The 15909-nt window shown below is 55.3% G+C and carries 15 protein-coding genes; 12 read left to right on the top strand and 3 right to left on the bottom strand.

The annotated features are described in order from the left end of the window. Positions 1 to 25 precede the first annotated feature (25 nt). A complete protein-coding gene (tal, locus tag PSSD_RS16740) occupies positions 26 to 976 on the bottom strand; it encodes a transaldolase (RefSeq protein ID WP_039329710.1) in 951 nt (316 codons plus the stop codon). A 329-nt stretch (positions 977 to 1305) separates the two neighbouring features. Between tal and maeB the strand changes: the two genes are divergently transcribed. Further along, positions 1306 to 3585 (top strand): NADP-dependent oxaloacetate-decarboxylating malate dehydrogenase, encoded by a 2280-nt coding sequence (maeB, locus tag PSSD_RS16735; RefSeq protein WP_058973002.1) that lies wholly within the window; start codon positions 1306 to 1308, stop codon positions 3583 to 3585. Between the two features lie 147 nt (positions 3586 to 3732). On the opposite strand, the gene hemF is transcribed toward maeB, so the two are convergent. Together hemF and amiA are read right to left on the bottom strand one after the other, a co-directional pair. Next, on the bottom strand, positions 3733 to 4653 hold the full coding sequence (gene hemF / locus PSSD_RS16730) for an oxygen-dependent coproporphyrinogen oxidase (protein WP_058973001.1): 921 nt from the start codon (positions 4651 to 4653) through the stop codon (positions 3733 to 3735). Positions 4654 to 4700: 47 nt separating this feature from the next. Next, positions 4701 to 5558, bottom strand: coding sequence for an N-acetylmuramoyl-L-alanine amidase AmiA (gene amiA / locus PSSD_RS16725; protein WP_039329704.1), 858 nt, complete (start codon positions 5556 to 5558; stop codon positions 4701 to 4703). Positions 5559 to 5768: 210 nt separating this feature from the next. Between amiA and PSSD_RS16720 the strand changes: the two genes are divergently transcribed. The 11 genes from PSSD_RS16720 (at position 5769) to PSSD_RS16670 (ending at position 15641) form a co-directional block, all read left to right on the top strand. Further along, the gene (locus PSSD_RS16720) at positions 5769 to 6194 is read left to right on the top strand and encodes a GNAT family acetyltransferase (RefSeq protein ID WP_034825851.1); all 426 of its coding nucleotides are present in this window, start codon (positions 5769 to 5771) and stop codon (positions 6192 to 6194) included. A 7-nt stretch (positions 6195 to 6201) separates the two neighbouring features. Beyond that, entirely contained in the window at positions 6202 to 6663 is a 462-nt protein-coding gene (locus PSSD_RS16715; protein WP_153011454.1) for a DUF2919 domain-containing protein, read from the top strand. A 63-nt stretch (positions 6664 to 6726) separates the two neighbouring features. Then, on the top strand, positions 6727 to 7347 hold the full coding sequence (locus PSSD_RS16710; RefSeq protein ID WP_058973000.1) for an RpoE-regulated lipoprotein: 621 nt from the start codon (positions 6727 to 6729) through the stop codon (positions 7345 to 7347). Between the two features lie 97 nt (positions 7348 to 7444). Then, a complete protein-coding gene (locus tag PSSD_RS16705; protein WP_058972999.1) occupies positions 7445 to 8341 on the top strand; it encodes a Dyp-type peroxidase in 897 nt (298 codons plus the stop codon). 329 nt (positions 8342 to 8670) lie between these two features. Further along, complete coding sequence (locus PSSD_RS16700) at positions 8671 to 9687, top strand: sulfate ABC transporter substrate-binding protein (protein ID WP_058972998.1); 1017 nt, start codon at positions 8671 to 8673, stop codon at positions 9685 to 9687. Next, positions 9687 to 10520, top strand: coding sequence for a sulfate/thiosulfate ABC transporter permease CysT (gene cysT / locus PSSD_RS16695; protein ID WP_058972997.1), 834 nt, complete (start codon positions 9687 to 9689; stop codon positions 10518 to 10520). Before PSSD_RS16700 ends, cysT begins: the two co-directional genes overlap by 1 nt. After that, positions 10520 to 11392, top strand: coding sequence for a sulfate/thiosulfate ABC transporter permease CysW (gene cysW / locus PSSD_RS16690; protein ID WP_039329693.1), 873 nt, complete (start codon positions 10520 to 10522; stop codon positions 11390 to 11392). Before cysT ends, cysW begins: the two co-directional genes overlap by 1 nt. After that, the gene (cysA, locus tag PSSD_RS16685; protein WP_039329691.1) at positions 11382 to 12470 is read left to right on the top strand and encodes a sulfate/thiosulfate ABC transporter ATP-binding protein CysA; all 1089 of its coding nucleotides are present in this window, start codon (positions 11382 to 11384) and stop codon (positions 12468 to 12470) included. Before cysW ends, cysA begins: the two co-directional genes overlap by 11 nt. Before the next feature lie 72 nt (positions 12471 to 12542). Then, complete coding sequence (gene cysM, locus PSSD_RS16680; protein ID WP_039329689.1) at positions 12543 to 13424, top strand: cysteine synthase CysM; 882 nt, start codon at positions 12543 to 12545, stop codon at positions 13422 to 13424. A 178-nt stretch (positions 13425 to 13602) separates the two neighbouring features. After that, positions 13603 to 14283 (top strand): response regulator transcription factor, encoded by a 681-nt coding sequence (locus tag PSSD_RS16675; protein ID WP_039329688.1) that lies wholly within the window; start codon positions 13603 to 13605, stop codon positions 14281 to 14283. After that, complete coding sequence (locus tag PSSD_RS16670) at positions 14280 to 15641, top strand: ATP-binding protein (protein WP_058972996.1); 1362 nt, start codon at positions 14280 to 14282, stop codon at positions 15639 to 15641. The genes PSSD_RS16675 and PSSD_RS16670 overlap by 4 nt, the downstream gene beginning before the upstream one ends. Positions 15642 to 15909 lie beyond the last annotated feature (268 nt).

The following is a 15909-nucleotide window of genomic DNA, read 5'->3' as shown; positions in this document are numbered from 1 at the left end:
CGTCCGGCATGAGAAGTTTTGTTGCTTACAGACGTGAAGCCAGCACATCCTCCAGCTTCTGCTGGTCAATGGCGAACTGGCGGATACCGTCAGACAGTTTTTCTACCGCCATCGGATCCTGATTATGCTCCCAGCGGAACTCTGCTTCGGAGAGCGGTGCCGGTTGGTGGAAGCCTTCGGTTGAGGGTTCCAGCTTGCGCTCCAGCGGTGCATCGCTGTTCGCCAGCTCTTCTAAAAGATTCGGCGAGATAGTCAGGCGGTCACAGCCAGCCAGTGCCTGGATCTGTTCGACTTTACGGAAGCTGGCGCCCATGATCACTGTGCTGTAACGATGCTTTTTGTAGTAATCGTAGATACGGCGTACCGATTTCACGCCGGGATCTTCATCCACCACATAAGGGTCGAGAGGTTTACGGCTGTTGTACCAGTCGTAGATACGGCCAACAAACGGTGAAATCAGGAACACGCCCGCTTCGGCACAGGCCCGCGCCTGAGCGAAAGAGAACAGCAGCGTCAGGTTGCACTGAATGCCATTTTTCTCCAGCTCTTCAGCGGCTTTGATCCCTTCCCAGGTGGATGCCAGTTTAATCAGGATGCGAGAGCGGTCGATGCCATTCTCTTCATACATCCGTACCAGTTTTTCAGCTTTGGTGACACACATGCCACGATCGAAGGAGAGGCGCGCATCCACTTCGGTCGAGACACGGCCCGGTACGCTTTTCAGAATTTCCATACCGAGGTTAATCGCCACTTTGTCGCTGGCGTTGATGATTTGTGTCTCTTTGCTGCCACCCTGTTTTTTTGCATAGTCGATGGCGTCATCAATCAGATGTTTATAAGCGTCGAGGCCGGCAGCTTTCAGAATCAATGAAGGGTTGGTGGTGGCGTCTTCCGGATGGTATTGGCGAATGGATTCGATATCGCCGCTGTCCGCCACCACGGTGGTGAACTGTTTCAATGCATCTAGCTGGTTCATTGCTTAACTCCTTGATTAGCAAATGTATGGGCAAAAGAGCCGTGCCCTTTCCTGTTGAGTCGTGGCCCAACACAGTGCTACAGACGTTGCACGAAGAAAATGCGTTTTCTCTGATTGTGGCGACGAAGTGCATCTGTGACAGATGGGGTGGCCTGATCGGTTCAGCAACGCGTTTTGCCATCCTTAAGGATAGCAGGCTGAGCCAAACCCGCAGGCGAAGCCGTAGCAATCTGTGCCCTTGAGACTGTGCGTTCTTTGAGCGCCTTCACCCTCTTTTGTGCCGTTGATTCCTATACTGGTGGCTTCTCAGCTGCGCAAAAGGATGCCTAATGGACGATCAACTCAAGCAAAGCGCTCTCGATTTTCATCAATTCCCCACGCCCGGAAAAATTCAGGTTTCCCCGACTAAACCCCTCGCGACACAACGTGATCTGGCGTTGGCCTACTCGCCCGGCGTGGCAGCACCGTGCCTGGAAATTGCCGCCGATCCGCTGGCGGCACATAAATACACCGCACGCGGCAACCTGGTGGCGGTGATCTCCAACGGTACGGCGGTTTTAGGTTTGGGCAATATCGGCGCGCTGGCGGGCAAGCCGGTGATGGAAGGCAAGGGTGTGTTGTTTAAAAAATTCGCCGGCATTGATGTGTTTGATATCGAAATCGATGAGCTGGACCCGGATAAGCTGATTGAGGTGGTCGCCGCCCTGGAGCCAACATTTGGCGGGATCAATTTGGAGGATATCAAAGCGCCGGAGTGCTTTTACATTGAGCAGAAGCTGCGTGAGCGGATGAAAATTCCCGTTTTCCACGACGATCAACACGGTACGGCGATCATCTGTACTGCGGCGGTGCTCAACGGACTGACTATCGTGAAAAAGGCCATCTCGGATGTGCGGCTGGTGGTGTCAGGCGCAGGCGCCTCGGCGATTGCCTGCCTGAACTTGCTGGTGGCGTTGGGCATGCAGAAACACAACATTGTGGTCTGCGATTCCAAAGGGGTGATTTACCGCGAGCGTGAACCGAATATGACGCCCACCAAAGCCGAGTATGCCATAGCGGATAATGGGGCGCGCACGCTGGATGAGGTGATTGGCGGCGCGGATATTTTCCTCGGCTGTTCAGGCCCTAAAGCTCTGACGCCAGAAATGGTGCAAAAAATGGCGCAAGATCCGCTGATTCTGGCTCTTGCTAATCCTGAACCGGAGATCATGCCGCCGTTAGCGAAACAGGTGCGACCGGACGCGATTATCTGCACCGGACGTTCCGATTTCCCCAATCAGGTCAACAACGTGCTCTGTTTTCCGTTTATCTTCCGTGGCGCGCTGGATGTCGGGGCTACTGCGATCAATGAAGAGATGAAACTGGCGGCGGTGCACGCGATTGCCGCGCTGGCGCAAGCAGAACAGAGCGATGTGGTGGCATCCGCTTACGACGATCAGGATCTGAGTTTCGGCGCGGAATACCTCATTCCCAAGCCTTTCGATCCGCGCTTGATTGTGCAAATCGCACCCGCTGTTGCCAAAGCAGCGATGGAATCGGGCGTGGCAACCCGACCGATTACTGACTTTGATGCCTATCGTGAGCAGCTCACCGAGTTCGTCTACAAAACCAACCTGTTTATGAAGCCGATCTTCTCGCAGGCACGAAAAGATCCGAAACGGGTGGTGATGGCGGAAGGGGAGGAGGTGCGCGTGCTGCATGCCACGCAGGAGCTGGTGTCGTTAGGGCTGGCAAAGCCGATTCTGATTGGCCGTCCGAATGTGATTGCCATGCGTATTCAGAAACAAGGGTTAAAAATCGAGGCCGGTAAAGATTTCGAGATCGTGAATAACGAGTCGGACCCAAGGTTTAAGGAGTACTGGAACGAGTATTACCAGATCATGAAACGGCGTGGCGTGACACCGGAAACCGCGCAGCGTGCGGTGATCGGCAATCCGACGTTGATCGGTGCCATCATGGTGCATCGGGGAGAAGCCGACGCGATGATTTGCGGCACTATTGGCGATTATCGTGAGCATTATGATGTGGTGGAGAAAGTGTTTGGCTTCCGTGACGACGTGAAAGTGGCGGGGGCGATGAACGCACTGCTGCTGCCAAGCGGCAACACTTTCCTGGCGGATACCTATGTGAATGAGGACCCCAGCGCGGAGCAGTTGGCGGATATCACCTTGCTGGCGGCTGAAACCGTGCGCCGCTTTGGTATTGAGCCGCGAGTGGCGCTGCTGTCGCACTCCAGCTTCGGTACGTCGAATGCACCGGGCGCGCGTAAGATGCGTGAAGCGCTGGCGCTGATTCAAAGCCGGGCACCGGAGTTAGAGATCGATGGTGAGATGCACGGTGATGCTGCGTTGGTGGAGAGTATTCGGCGAGAGTTGATGCCCGATAGCCCGCTCAAAGGTACCGCCAATCTGTTGATCATGCCAAACGTTGAAGCGGCGCGAATCAGCTACAACCTGCTGCGCGTGTCGTGCTCGGAAGGGGTGACCGTTGGGCCGGTATTAATGGGCATCAGTAAGCCGGTGCATGTGCTGACGCGTATCGCCTCGGTGCGGCGCATCGTGAATATGGTGGCGTTAGCGGTGGTGGAGGCGCAGACCGAGCCGTTGTGATGAACCGGTCGTCATAAATGGCGACCCTACGGGCTTGTAGGGTCGCCATTTATGCGCACCAGGCCGCAGCGCACACGAAATTCAATGACGCATTTATGCGCTCAAGGCCAAGGCCGCGGTGTGTTCAACCCCGATGACGACGAGGTGTTATTTGTCTAATCCCAGCCAATTCTTCACCGGCAGGAAATCGCTATACAGGGCTGCTTCCGGCGACCCTGTTTCTGGCTGGTAATCATACTCCCAGCGCACTAACGGCGGCATCGACATCAAAATGGATTCTGTGCGCCCGCCGGTTTGCAGGCCAAACAGCGTGCCGCGATCCCACACCAGATTGAATTCAACATAGCGCCCGCGACGATAAAGCTGGAACTGGCGCTCGCGTTCGCCCCACGGCAGGGTCTTGCGCTTAGCAACAATCGGCAGGTAAGCGTTCAGATAACCTTTGCCGACCGCCTGCATAAAATCGAAGCAGTGATCGAAATCTGGCGTATTGAGATCGTCGTAAAACAGCCCGCCGATGCCGCGCTGCTCATTACGATGCTTTAGATGGAAATAGTCATCACACCACTTTTTGTAGCGAGCGTAGACGTCTTCGCCAAACGGCTGGCACAGATCAAACGCCGTTTGATGCCAGTGCAGCGCATCTTCCTCGAAACCGTAATAGGGCGTGAGATCGAAACCACCGCCGAACCACCATACAGGGTCGGCACCGGGTTTCTCGGCAATAAAGAAGCGCACGTTGGCGTGGCTGGTGGGGATGTACGGATTTTCCGGGTGGACAACGAGGGACACGCCCATGGCTTCAAAACTGCGGCCTGCCAGCTCGGGACGATGTGCCGTTGCAGAGGCGGGCATCTGATCGCCATGCACGTGCGAGAAGTTGACGCCCGCCTGCTCAAATACCGCGCCGTTGCGCAGCACGCGGCTGCGTCCGCCGCCACCACCGGGTCGCTGCCAGTCATCTTCGGCGAAGGTCGCCTGGCCATCGGCTGCCGCCAACTGGGCGCAAATTTCATCCTGAAGCGTCAATAAGAACGCTTTGACGCGGGAAATATCGGGATTGCTCATGGGTCACTCGTTCCGGAAATTTGCCGCGATTCTATCACAGGAAAAAGCTACGCCTGGCGACGATCGTACTCGTTGAAGTAATTGACGATACCATCGGCAATCGCGCTGGCAATTTTCTGACGGAATGCAGTGGTACCCAGCAATTGCTCTTCACGCGGATTAGTAATGAACGACGTTTCCACCAGCACCGAGGGGATGGATGGCGACTTTAACACCGCAAATGCCGCCTGTTCGGTGTGCTGGCTGTGCAGATGGTGTACCGGGCGAATCTGATCCAGCACGTGTTTACCCAGCGTCAGGCTGTTACGGATGGTGTCGGTCTGCACCAGATCAAACAAAATCTGGTTCAGATAATTATCCTTTTCCTGTACTTCCGCGCCGCCGACTTTATCGGCATCGTTTTCACGCTGCGACATATAGCGCGCCATGGCGCTGCTGGCACCACGGTTAGAGAGCGCAAACACCGAAGCGCCATTGGCTTCCGGGCTGGTGTAGCCGTCCGCATGGATTGACATAAACATGCTCGCACCGTGTTGATGAGCGATCTCTACACGCTGATACAGCGGGATAAAGTGATCGCTTTCGCGCGTCAACCGCACCTCAACTTTTGGGTGGTTTTGCAGTAGCGTGCGTACCGTGTTGGCAATCGCCAGCACTACGTGTTTCTCTTCAGAGCCTTCCTCACCCACTGCGCCGGAATCGATGCCGCCATGGCCGGGGTCGATCATCACGATGCGTTTACCGCTGGTCGCCGGTTTCGGGGGCGTGTGACTTTTACTGATGCGTAAATCGGCGCTCTCTTCTTTCGCCATCACGGCGCGCGGCGACAGCACCGCCAATGCTAAACCAGACAGAATCAACTGACGGCGATTGGTCAGGCGCTTCAACAGTGAAATCTTACTCATTATGGTGTCCCTGACAGAAAATCCTGCCCAGTGTTATATCGTAACAATTGCCTCGCGGCGACCTCACAACCATTTCAGCGCATTACTTTGTATTACACCGTACTAACAGCAATTTAGCCGTTTTTTTCCCACGTTGCGCGGTGTGAGGGTTGCGCCAGGCAAATAATGCGTGATAATCAGCGAATTGTGCCTAACCGCAGGGTAACGTCGATGGAAATCCGCTCTTTCCGCCAGGAAGATTTTGAAGAAGTAATCACGCTCTGGGAGCGTTGCGATCTGTTACGTCCGTGGAACGATCCGGAACTGGATATCGAACGTAAAATGAACCACGATCCGGAACTGTTTCTGGTGGCGGAAGTCGGTGGTGAAGTGGTCGGCACGGTGATGGGCGGGTACGACGGCCACCGGGGTTCGGTCTACTATCTGGCGGTGCATCCCGATTATCAAGGACGGGGTTTTGCCAACGCGTTGATGAATCGGTTGGAGAAAAAACTGATTGCGCGCGGTTGCCCGAAAATCAATCTGATGGTGCGTGAAGAGAACGATCAGGTGCTCGCCTTCTATGAAAAACTCGATTATGAGCCAGTTGATTCGGTGCTGTTGGGTAAACGCCTGATTGAAGATCGCGAGTACTGAGCCACCGATGATGGGGCTGAAATATTTACCCGAAGAGTACGATGCAAAAGGGCAGCTGCGGCTGCCGTTTCTTTTCTGGTTAATTCTCTTATTACAGGCGCGTACCTGGCTGTTACTGGTGATGGCCGGTGCGTCACGTCAACAAGGCAACGATTTACTGGCGCTGTTTTATCCCGACCGCCAGAGCTTCTGGCTCGGCTTAGCGTTGGGCATTCCCGCCGCGCTGGGTTTACTGCTGACCGGTTATCGTCAACGCTGGCCTCGCCTGTGGCAGAGCTGGCGGCAGGTGTTAAGCGCTTCGCTGCTCATTAACCTGCTGTGGCAAGGCTATGGGCTGTTGCAAGGGGCGTTTCCTGATTCGCCACTGCCGCTGCTGTTAACGCTTTTTGACCTGCTGGCATTGGTTTGGCTACAAGCCCATCGACGTTTACGTGACTGTTTTCTGCCGGAACATCAACATCTCGAATAAACTTTTTGCCGCTTTGCGACTCCAACAGGCACGCCAGTCGGCACAGAAGATCAAGGAGTATTCATGAAAGTTGTTCGTCCCGCACTGCTGGTCAGCGCGCTGATACTGGCGGGTTGCGCCAGTTCGGGTTCCTCTTCACCTTCCAGCGCCAGCGAAAGCCATTGGTACAATCCGCTGAGCTATCACTGGTCGGCACTGAATCCGATGAACTGGTTTGGCGGCTCATTAACCGTGACAGAGCAGGGTGTGGCAGGGTTGAGCAGCACCACGCCGATGACGGAAGCAGCGATCGGTAAAGCGCTGAACAATGATTTCCAACTGCGTCAGGGCATGCGTACGCAGAATGGCCAGGTTGTCGATTTCTGGCAGGCGCTGGATGACGGCAAAGTGAAGCTGGTGATTAACGGGCAGAGCAGCGTTGAGCGCATCGAAGTAATGGATGCCGATGCGAAAAGCGCCGATGGCAGCAAAATCGGCGATCTGTTTAGCGCCAAATTCAGCAAGGCGTTCGATAACTGCAAACTGGCTCCAGGGCTGGATGCGCGCGACGTTGAGTGCCGTGCGCCTGGCAGTCAGCACATCGCTTATGTTTACAGCGGTGATTGGCATGGTCCAGAAGGTCTGATGCCCTCTGACGACACCTTAAAAAGCTGGAAGATCAGCAAAATGGTCTGGCAGCGTTAAGCGAAAAAAAGTTGCGTTAACGCACAATCACTGTGTGGCTTTCCGGTATGATACAGGCGAAAAAAACGTCCTAACTTTCATGCCGGAGAGCAGTGCAATGTCTCAATGTCAGAGCGGGATCCTACTGGAGCACCGCCGTTTCGCCATTTGGCTTGAAGCCCGTGTCACAGGCGACCTCGATGCGCTGCGTCAGGGCAGCCATTCCTTCTTGCAGCGGTTGGCTGCACTGCAACAGACCTTTAGTGATGCGGGATTAGGCGCGGTGATCGCCTTTGGTGATGCGCTGTGGCGCGATCTGCAAGGCCAGACTTCGGCTCCTGAGCTAAAAGCCTTTGCGCCATTGGGTAAAGGCATTGCGCCTGCGACGCAACGCGATCTGTTAATCCACATCCAGTCATTACGTCATGACGTGAACTTCTCGCTGGCGCAGGCCGCGCTGGAGGCTTTTGCCGGTGCGATAGCGATTGAAGAAGAGACGCACGGTTTCCGTTGGGTTGAAGAGCGCGATCTCTCCGGCTTCGTGGATGGCACCGAGAACCCGCAGGGTGAGGCGCGTCAGCAGGTGGCGATCATTGCCCAAGGTCCAGACGTTGGCGGCAGCTATGTGTTCACCCAGCGCTGGGAGCACAACCTCAAGCTGTGGAATCGCATGGCCGTTGAGAAGCAGGAAGCGATTATTGGCCGCACTAAGGTGGATAACCAAGAGTTGCCAGGCGACCAGCGCCCCGCGACATCGCATCTCAGCCGCGTTGATCTCAAAGAAGAGGGCAAAGGGTTGAAGATCCTGCGCCAAAGCCTGCCTTATGGCACCGCCAGTGGCACGCACGGTTTGTACTTCATCTCTTACTGCAACCGTCTCCATAACATTGAACAGCAGTTGCTGAGCATGTTCGGCGAGCGAGATGGCAAGATGGATGCGATGCTGCGCTTTACCAAACCGGTGACCGGTAGCTACTTCTTTGCGCCATCGATTGAAGCGCTGCAGGCGCTTTAATCGACTTTATTCATGTCAGACAGGCGCATTTTGGTCGCCATAAATGGCAACCCTACAATGATCGCGCGCGTTTTTCGTAGGGTGCGCATTTATGCGCACCGGCATGAAGATTTAAATTTTGCTTAATGAGCACGACTACATATTAAATTGCGCCGCTACGACAAACTTCTCATTGTTGCCTGATGCATAAACTCTCCCGCCGTCTTATGCCTTTTTAGACTTTGAAATCCCCAAACGATATATAAAACCGTTACAGCTTTGCCCTGAGTTATAAATACACTGACAGCATCTAATGGCATTGGCGCTATCGCCGAATTTCAGGGTGCAGCATGACACTTCCGATTGCGAAAAAATGGATGAGCGGAATCGCCTTGTCACTGGCGTTAGCCGGTGCAGCGCAGGCAACAGAGCTGCTGAACAGCTCTTATGACGTCTCGCGCGAGCTGTTTGTTGCCCTGAATGCCCCGTTTGAACAGCAGTGGGATGCCGCGCACCCTAATGACAAGCTGACGATTAAACAATCGCATGCCGGGTCATCAAAACAGGCGCTGGCGATTTTGCAGGGCTTGCGTGCGGATGTGGTCACCTACAACCAGGTGACCGACGTGCAGGTGCTGCACGACAAAGGCAACCTGATCCCGGCTGACTGGCAAACGCGTCTGCCAAACAACAGTTCACCGTTTTACTCCACCATGGCGTTTTTGGTGCGCAAAGGGAATCCCAAGCAGATCCATGACTGGGCCGACCTGGCACGCGACAACGTGAAGCTGGTGTTCCCAAATCCGAAAACCTCAGGCAACGGTCGCTATACCTACCTCGCAGCGTGGGGCGCAGCCGATCAGGCCGATGGCAAAGATAAAGCCAAAACCGAAGCTTACATGACGAAGTTCCTGAAGAACGTCGAAGTGTTTGATACCGGCGGGCGCGGCGCAACCACCACCTTTGCCGAGCGTGGATTGGGCGATGTGTTGATCAGCTTTGAATCGGAAGTGAACAATATCCGCAATCAATACAGCAAAGATGAATACGAAGTGATTGTGCCAAAAACCAATATTCTGGCGGAATTCCCGGTGGCGTGGGTCGATAAAAACGTCGAGCACAATGGCACGGCCGAAGCGGCTAAAGCTTACCTGAATTTCCTCTATTCCCCAGAGGCGCAGAAAATCATTACCGGTTACTACTACCGTGTGAACAACCCACAACTGATGGCGGAGCAGAAAGATCGCTTCCCGCAGACCGCGCTGTTTAACGTGCAGGACGCGTTTGGCGGCTGGGAAAAGGTGATGCAAACGCATTTCTCCAGCGGTGGTGAGTTGGATAAATTACTGGCAGCGGGGCGCGGTTGATGTTCGCCTTATCGCAAAAACGCGTGTTACCCGGCTTCGGTTTGAGCCTGGGCACCAGCCTGCTGTTTACCTGCTTGATCTTGCTGCTGCCGATCAGCGCCCTGTTGATGCAACTCTCCAACATGACGCTGGCGCAGTACTGGAATGTGGTGACCAATCCACAGCTGATTGCGGCCTATAAAGTCACGCTGATTTCAGCCGGTGTGGCCTCCATCTTCAATGCATTCTTTGGCATGTTGATGGCCTGGATCCTGACGCGTTACCGCTTCCCTGGCCGTGCGCTGCTGGATGGCTTAATGGATTTGCCGTTTGCCTTACCCACCGCAGTAGCCGGTTTAACGCTGGCAGGCTTGTTCTCGGTGAACGGCTGGTATGGTCAATGGCTGGCGCACTTTGACATCAAAGTCTCTTACACCTGGCTTGGCATTGCCGTGGCGATGGCGTTTACCAGCATCCCTTTTGTGGTGCGTACTGTACAGCCGGTGCTGGAAGAGTTGGGTCCGGAATATGAAGAAGCCGCCGAAACCCTCGGTGCTTCACCGTGGCAGAGTTTCCGCCGCGTGGTGCTGCCTGAAGTGGCTCCGGCGCTGTTAGCGGGTACGGCATTATCCTTTACCCGCAGCCTTGGTGAGTTTGGTGCGGTTATCTTCATTGCGGGCAACATCGCGTGGAAAACCGAAGTCACTTCGCTGATGATATTTGTTCGCCTGCAAGAGTTTGATTACCCGGCAGCGAGTGCCATTGCCTCGGTGATTATGGCCGCTTCGCTGCTGTTGTTGTTTGCGATTAACACCTTGCAGAGCCGCTTTGGCCGCCGCTTAGGAGGTCACTAATGGCGGAGATTTCACAGATTAATCAGGCCGACCGCCAACCGATCAACTGGGGTAAGTGGGTCCTGATTGGCATCGGTGCGCTGGTATCGATTCTGCTGTTGGTTGTGCCGATGGTGTCGATCTTCTGGGAAGCGCTCAGCCAGGGCCTGGTCGCCTCGCTGAATAATCTCAAAGATGGCGACATGCTGCATGCCATCTGGCTGACCATTCTGGTGGCGTTAATCACCGTGCCGGTCAATCTGGTGTTTGGCACCTTGCTGGCGTGGCTGGTGACACGTTTTACCTTCCCCGGCCGCCAACTGTTGCTGACGCTGTTTGATATTCCGTTTGCCGTGTCGCCGGTGGTGGCGGGTCTGATGTATCTGCTGTTCTGGGGTATCAACGGTCCGGCGGGCGGTTGGCTGGATGCGCACAATATCCAGATTATGTTTGCCTGGCCGGGCATGGTGCTGGCCACTATCTTCGTCACCTGTCCGTTTGTGGTGCGTGAACTGGTGCCGGTGATGTTAAGCCAGGGCAGCAATGAAGATGAAGCCGCAGTGCTGTTAGGCGCATCCGGCTGGCAGATGTTCCGCCGTGTGACGCTGCCGAATATCCGTTGGGCACTGCTGTATGGCGTGGTTCTGACCAATGCCCGTGCGATTGGTGAGTTTGGTGCGGTCTCGGTGGTCTCGGGATCGATTCGCGGTGAGACCTATACCTTGCCGCTTCAGGTTGAATTACTGCATCAGGATTACAACACCGTAGGCGCGTTTACCGCCGCCGCGCTGCTGACCCTGATGGCAATTGTAACGCTGTTTCTGAAAAGCGTGGTGCAGTGGCGGTTAGAGCATCAGCAGAAGCGTCAACAGGAGGAAAATCATGAGCATTGAGATCAAACAAATTAATAAATCGTTTGGCCGTACACCGGTGTTGAACGACATCTCTCTGGATATTCCTTCCGGCAAGATGGTGGCGCTGCTGGGCCCGTCGGGTTCCGGTAAAACTACACTGCTGCGCATTATCGCTGGGCTGGAACATCAAAACAGCGGGCAGATTCATTTCCACGGTAACGATGTGAGCCGCATCCATGCGCGCGATCGTCAGGTCGGTTTTGTGTTCCAGCACTATGCGCTGTTCCGCCACATGACGGTGTTTGACAACATCGCCTTTGGCCTGACCGTGCTGCCGCGCCGTGAGCGCCCCTCAGCTGCGGAAATCAAACAACGCGTCACGCGTTTGCTGGAGATGGTGCAACTCGCCCATCTCGCTAATCGCTTCCCGGCTCAGCTATCGGGTGGGCAGAAACAGCGTGTGGCGTTGGCCCGTGCGTTGGCGGTGGAGCCGCAAATTCTGCTGCTCGATGAACCTTTTGGTGCGCTGGATGCCCAGGTACGTAAAGAATTGCGCCGCTGGTTGCGCCAGCTGCACGAAGAGTTGAAATTCACCAGCGTGTTCGTGACACACGACCAGGAAGAAGCGATGGAAGTCGCGGATAGCGTGGTGGTGATGAGTCAGGGCAACATCGAGCAAGTCGGCACGCCAAATGAAGTGTGGCAAGAGCCGGCAACCCGCTTTGTGCTGGAGTTCCTTGGCGAAGTGAATCGCTTCGACGGTGAAGTGCACGGTTCGCAGTTCCATGTGGCCGCACATCGCTGGCCGCTGGGTTACACCCCTGCGCATCAAGGTGATGTTGAGCTGTTCCTGCGTCCATGGGAAGTGGATGTCTCTCGCCAGAGTAGCCTGGAAACGCCGCTGCCAGTGCAAGTATTAGAAATCAGTCCGCGCGGTCACTTCTGGCAGTTAGTGGTACAGCCAAGCGGCTGGCAGGGCGATGCATTCTCCGTGGTGTATGACGGCGACCATACGGCCCCGATTCGTGGCGAACGCCTGTTTGTCGGCCTGCAGCAGGCTCGACTCTACCATGGCACTACGCCGCTGCGTCCGGTTGCCTTTGCCGAAAGCGCCTGATATTTTTGACACTCCTTCGGGCGGGACTTTCCCGCCCGATTTCTTTGCATCTCTTCTGTCTGGAATCAAACCGTGACCACACTGGAAAATACTATCGGCAATACGCCGTTGATCAGGTTGCAGCGCCTGACGCCCGATAACGGCAGTGAGATCTGGTTAAAGCTGGAGGGGAACAATCCGGCCGGTTCGGTCAAAGATCGTGCCGCCTGGTCGATGATTCATCAGGCAGAGTTGCGCGGTGATATCACCCCCGGCGACCAGTTGATTGAAGCCACCAGCGGCAACACCGGCATCGCGCTGGCGATGATTGCGGCGATGAAAGGCTACAAGCTGCGCCTGCTAATGCCCGATAACATGAGCCAGGAGCGGCAGGATGCGATGCGTGCTTACGGTGCGGAGTTGGTGTTGGTGACGCGCGAACAGGGCATGGAAGGGGCGCGCGATTTGGCGCAAGAGATGGCCGATCGCGGTGAGGGCAGGGTGTTGGATCAGTTCAATAACCCCGATAATCCACTCGGCCACTATCTCACCACCGGCCCGGAGATATGGCAGCAGACGCAGGGTCGGATGACCCATTTTGTGTCCAGCATGGGCACAACCGGCACCATCACGGGGGTCGGGCGCTATTTGAAGGAGTTCGCGCCTGCAGTAAAAGTGATTGGCTTGCAGCCGCAGGAAGGCAGCAGTATTCCTGGCATTCGCCGCTGGCCAGAGGCGTATCTTCCCGGCATTTTCCGCCCGGAGCTGGTGGATGACGTCATTGATATGGCGCAACAGGAAGCCGAAGAGACAATGCGGGCGTTAGCCCAGCGTGAAGGTATCTTCTGCGGCGTCAGTTCCGGTGGTGCAGTGGCTGGCGCATTGCGTGTAGCGGCAGCGCATCCCGGCAGCGTGGTCGTGGCGATTGTCTGCGATCGCGGTGACCGTTATCTCTCCACCGGCGTGTTCCACTGATTTCAGCTTCTCAAAATTTTATCTGGCCTGAGCGTACTGTTGTGGTGCGACCGGGCCGTTTTTGTCTATAGTCTCCCTAATTATCGTCTGGTGTTGGCACTGTAAGGATCGAGTAAAATCGGCTGCGCTCGTTGCCAACTCAGGCCAAAATAGCGGCAATTTTGTACGAGAGATAAAGATGAAAATTCTGCTTGTTGATGACGATGTAGAACTTGGCACCATGCTGAGCCAGTACCTGATTGCGGAAGGCTTTGAAACGCAATTGGTTTTAACCGGAACCGCCGGTATTGAAGGCGCGTTGTCGGGCAATTACACCGCGATGATCCTCGATATTATGCTGCCCGATATGAGCGGTATCGATGTGCTGCGCCAGGTGCGTCAGAACAGCCGCCTACCGGTGATTATGTTGACGGCGAAAGGCGACAATATTGATCGCGTCATCGGCCTGGAAATGGGCGCGGATGACTATGTGCCCAAGCCATGCTATCCACGTGAGTTAGTGGCGCGTTTGCGTGCGGTGCTGCGTCGTTTTGAAGACCAGGCCCCAATACCGGATAAAAAAGAAGTGCTGCGCTGGGGCGAGCTGTGCCTGAATCCCGCTACGCGTATTACTGAATGGCAGGGTAAAGCGTTTGACCTCACTGCATCAGAATTCAACCTGTTAGATCTGCTGCTGCGTGCGCCAGATCGTGTGGTGTCGAAAGATGAGCTGTCTGAGAAGGGATTGGGTCGTCCGCGCGAAGCTTACGATCGTAGCGTTGATGTGCACATCAGCAACATTCGTCAGAAGCTGGCGGCGCTCACCGCTGACAGCGTCAATATTGAGACTGTACGCAGTATTGGTTATCGCATTCGATGAAACACAGCTACCGCGGCCGTATGTTCTGGAAGATCCTGCTGGGCTTCTGGATCGTGTTTGTCATTATTAGTCAGCTGTTATGGCTCGGATTTACCCTTTCCGGTAATCGCCATGAGCCGCCGGAGATCGTAGCGATTCGTCGTATCGTCAATTTGCAGATGGCGTCTGCGGTGTCGGTTTTAGAGCGCGGTGGCCCCAGTTCGCTGGATGACATGATGGCCGACTGGGAGCCGAATGATCGTCAGTTCTTTTCGGTTATTCAGCATGATAAACCCGCGACCACGCCGGGAAATGCGCCACCTGAGACCTTCAGTGCGCCTTTCCATGGTCCTTTCCCGGATGTGATTGTGCGCTGGGTGAAGGGCCAGGACGGAAAAGAGTATGAGCTGCGTTACGATGTTAAAGGGCTGCGGGAAGACAGCACCATGGGGGGCGGTGGCCCGCGTCGTATCCTGAATATCCCCGAACCAATGTTTACCTTTGCAGGGGCACTGGGCTTGTTATTCAGCCTGCTACTGGCCTGGAACCTGACACGTCCGATGCGTCAGCTGCGCGAAGGTTTTGCGCGTGTCTCAAGTGGCGATTTGTCTGTACGCCTCTATCCGGTGATGCGTAAGCGCCACGATGAGCTTTCCACGGTGGCACAAGAGTTCGATGCCATGGTGGAACGCCTCGACACGCTGGTCAAAGCGCGTGAAGAGCTACTGCATGATATCTCTCATGAATTACGCTCCCCGCTGGCGCGTTTGCAGCTGGCAACAGGGTTGGCACGTCAAACCCCAGAATCCGTTGAGGCATCTCTTAATCGTATCGATGAAGAGGCACGCCGCCTCGACAAGATGATTGGCGAGCTGTTGACCCTGTCACGCGCTGAACATGAAAGTATGCCTGGCGAGCAATACTTTGACCTCACCGGACTGCTGCATGCTGTGGTGACGGATGTGCGCTATGAGGCGCAGATTCCAGGCGTGAAAGTTGATTTTCAGGTGGACGAAAACGCGGACTACACCGTACACGGCAACGCCGAGCTGATTCGTCGTGGTGTGGAAAACGTGCTGCGCAATGCGCTGCGCTTTTCACACAAAGGCCAACATATCAATGTGCGATTACAGGCGGAAAATCAGTGGCTGGCGATTCGCGTCCGCGACCAAGGGCCGGGCGTGGACGACGAGAAACTCTCCAGCATCTTTGATCCCTTTGTCCGGGTCAACTCCCCGATGATGGGTAAAGGATACGGCCTGGGTCTGTCCATCGTGCGTAAGGTGATTCTGGCGCACCATGGTGAAGTGCAGGCGGTGAATCGCCCTGAAGGTGGTTTAGAGCTGACATTGCGACTTCCGCGCTGGAAGCAGGACTGAAGGTTTAAGCTCTCCATGGCTGCCACACTGGACGCAGAACTGAAGTTTTAAGCTCTAAAACAGCACGCACTATTTCGAGCAGGGCAGGACAACCGGGCAGAAGAGCAAAGCGTCCCTCGCCAGGGATGGCGAGGGTAGAGGCCCAGGGATGGTTTATGCCGTCTTTGCGATCTGCCCGGTTGTCCTGACCGACAGCACCAAACCCGCTTTTCTGCACTTATGCTGATCCAGCCTTACCAAACAAAAACGGCACCCAAAGGGTGCCGTT

The sequence above is a fragment of the Type-D symbiont of Plautia stali genome (assembly GCF_001485335.1).
Classification (GTDB): domain Bacteria; phylum Pseudomonadota; class Gammaproteobacteria; order Enterobacterales; family Enterobacteriaceae; genus Pantoea; species Pantoea vagans_C.
The sequence above is the reverse complement of the archived record's forward strand: the minus strand, read 5'-3'. Positions and strand labels throughout refer to the sequence as shown.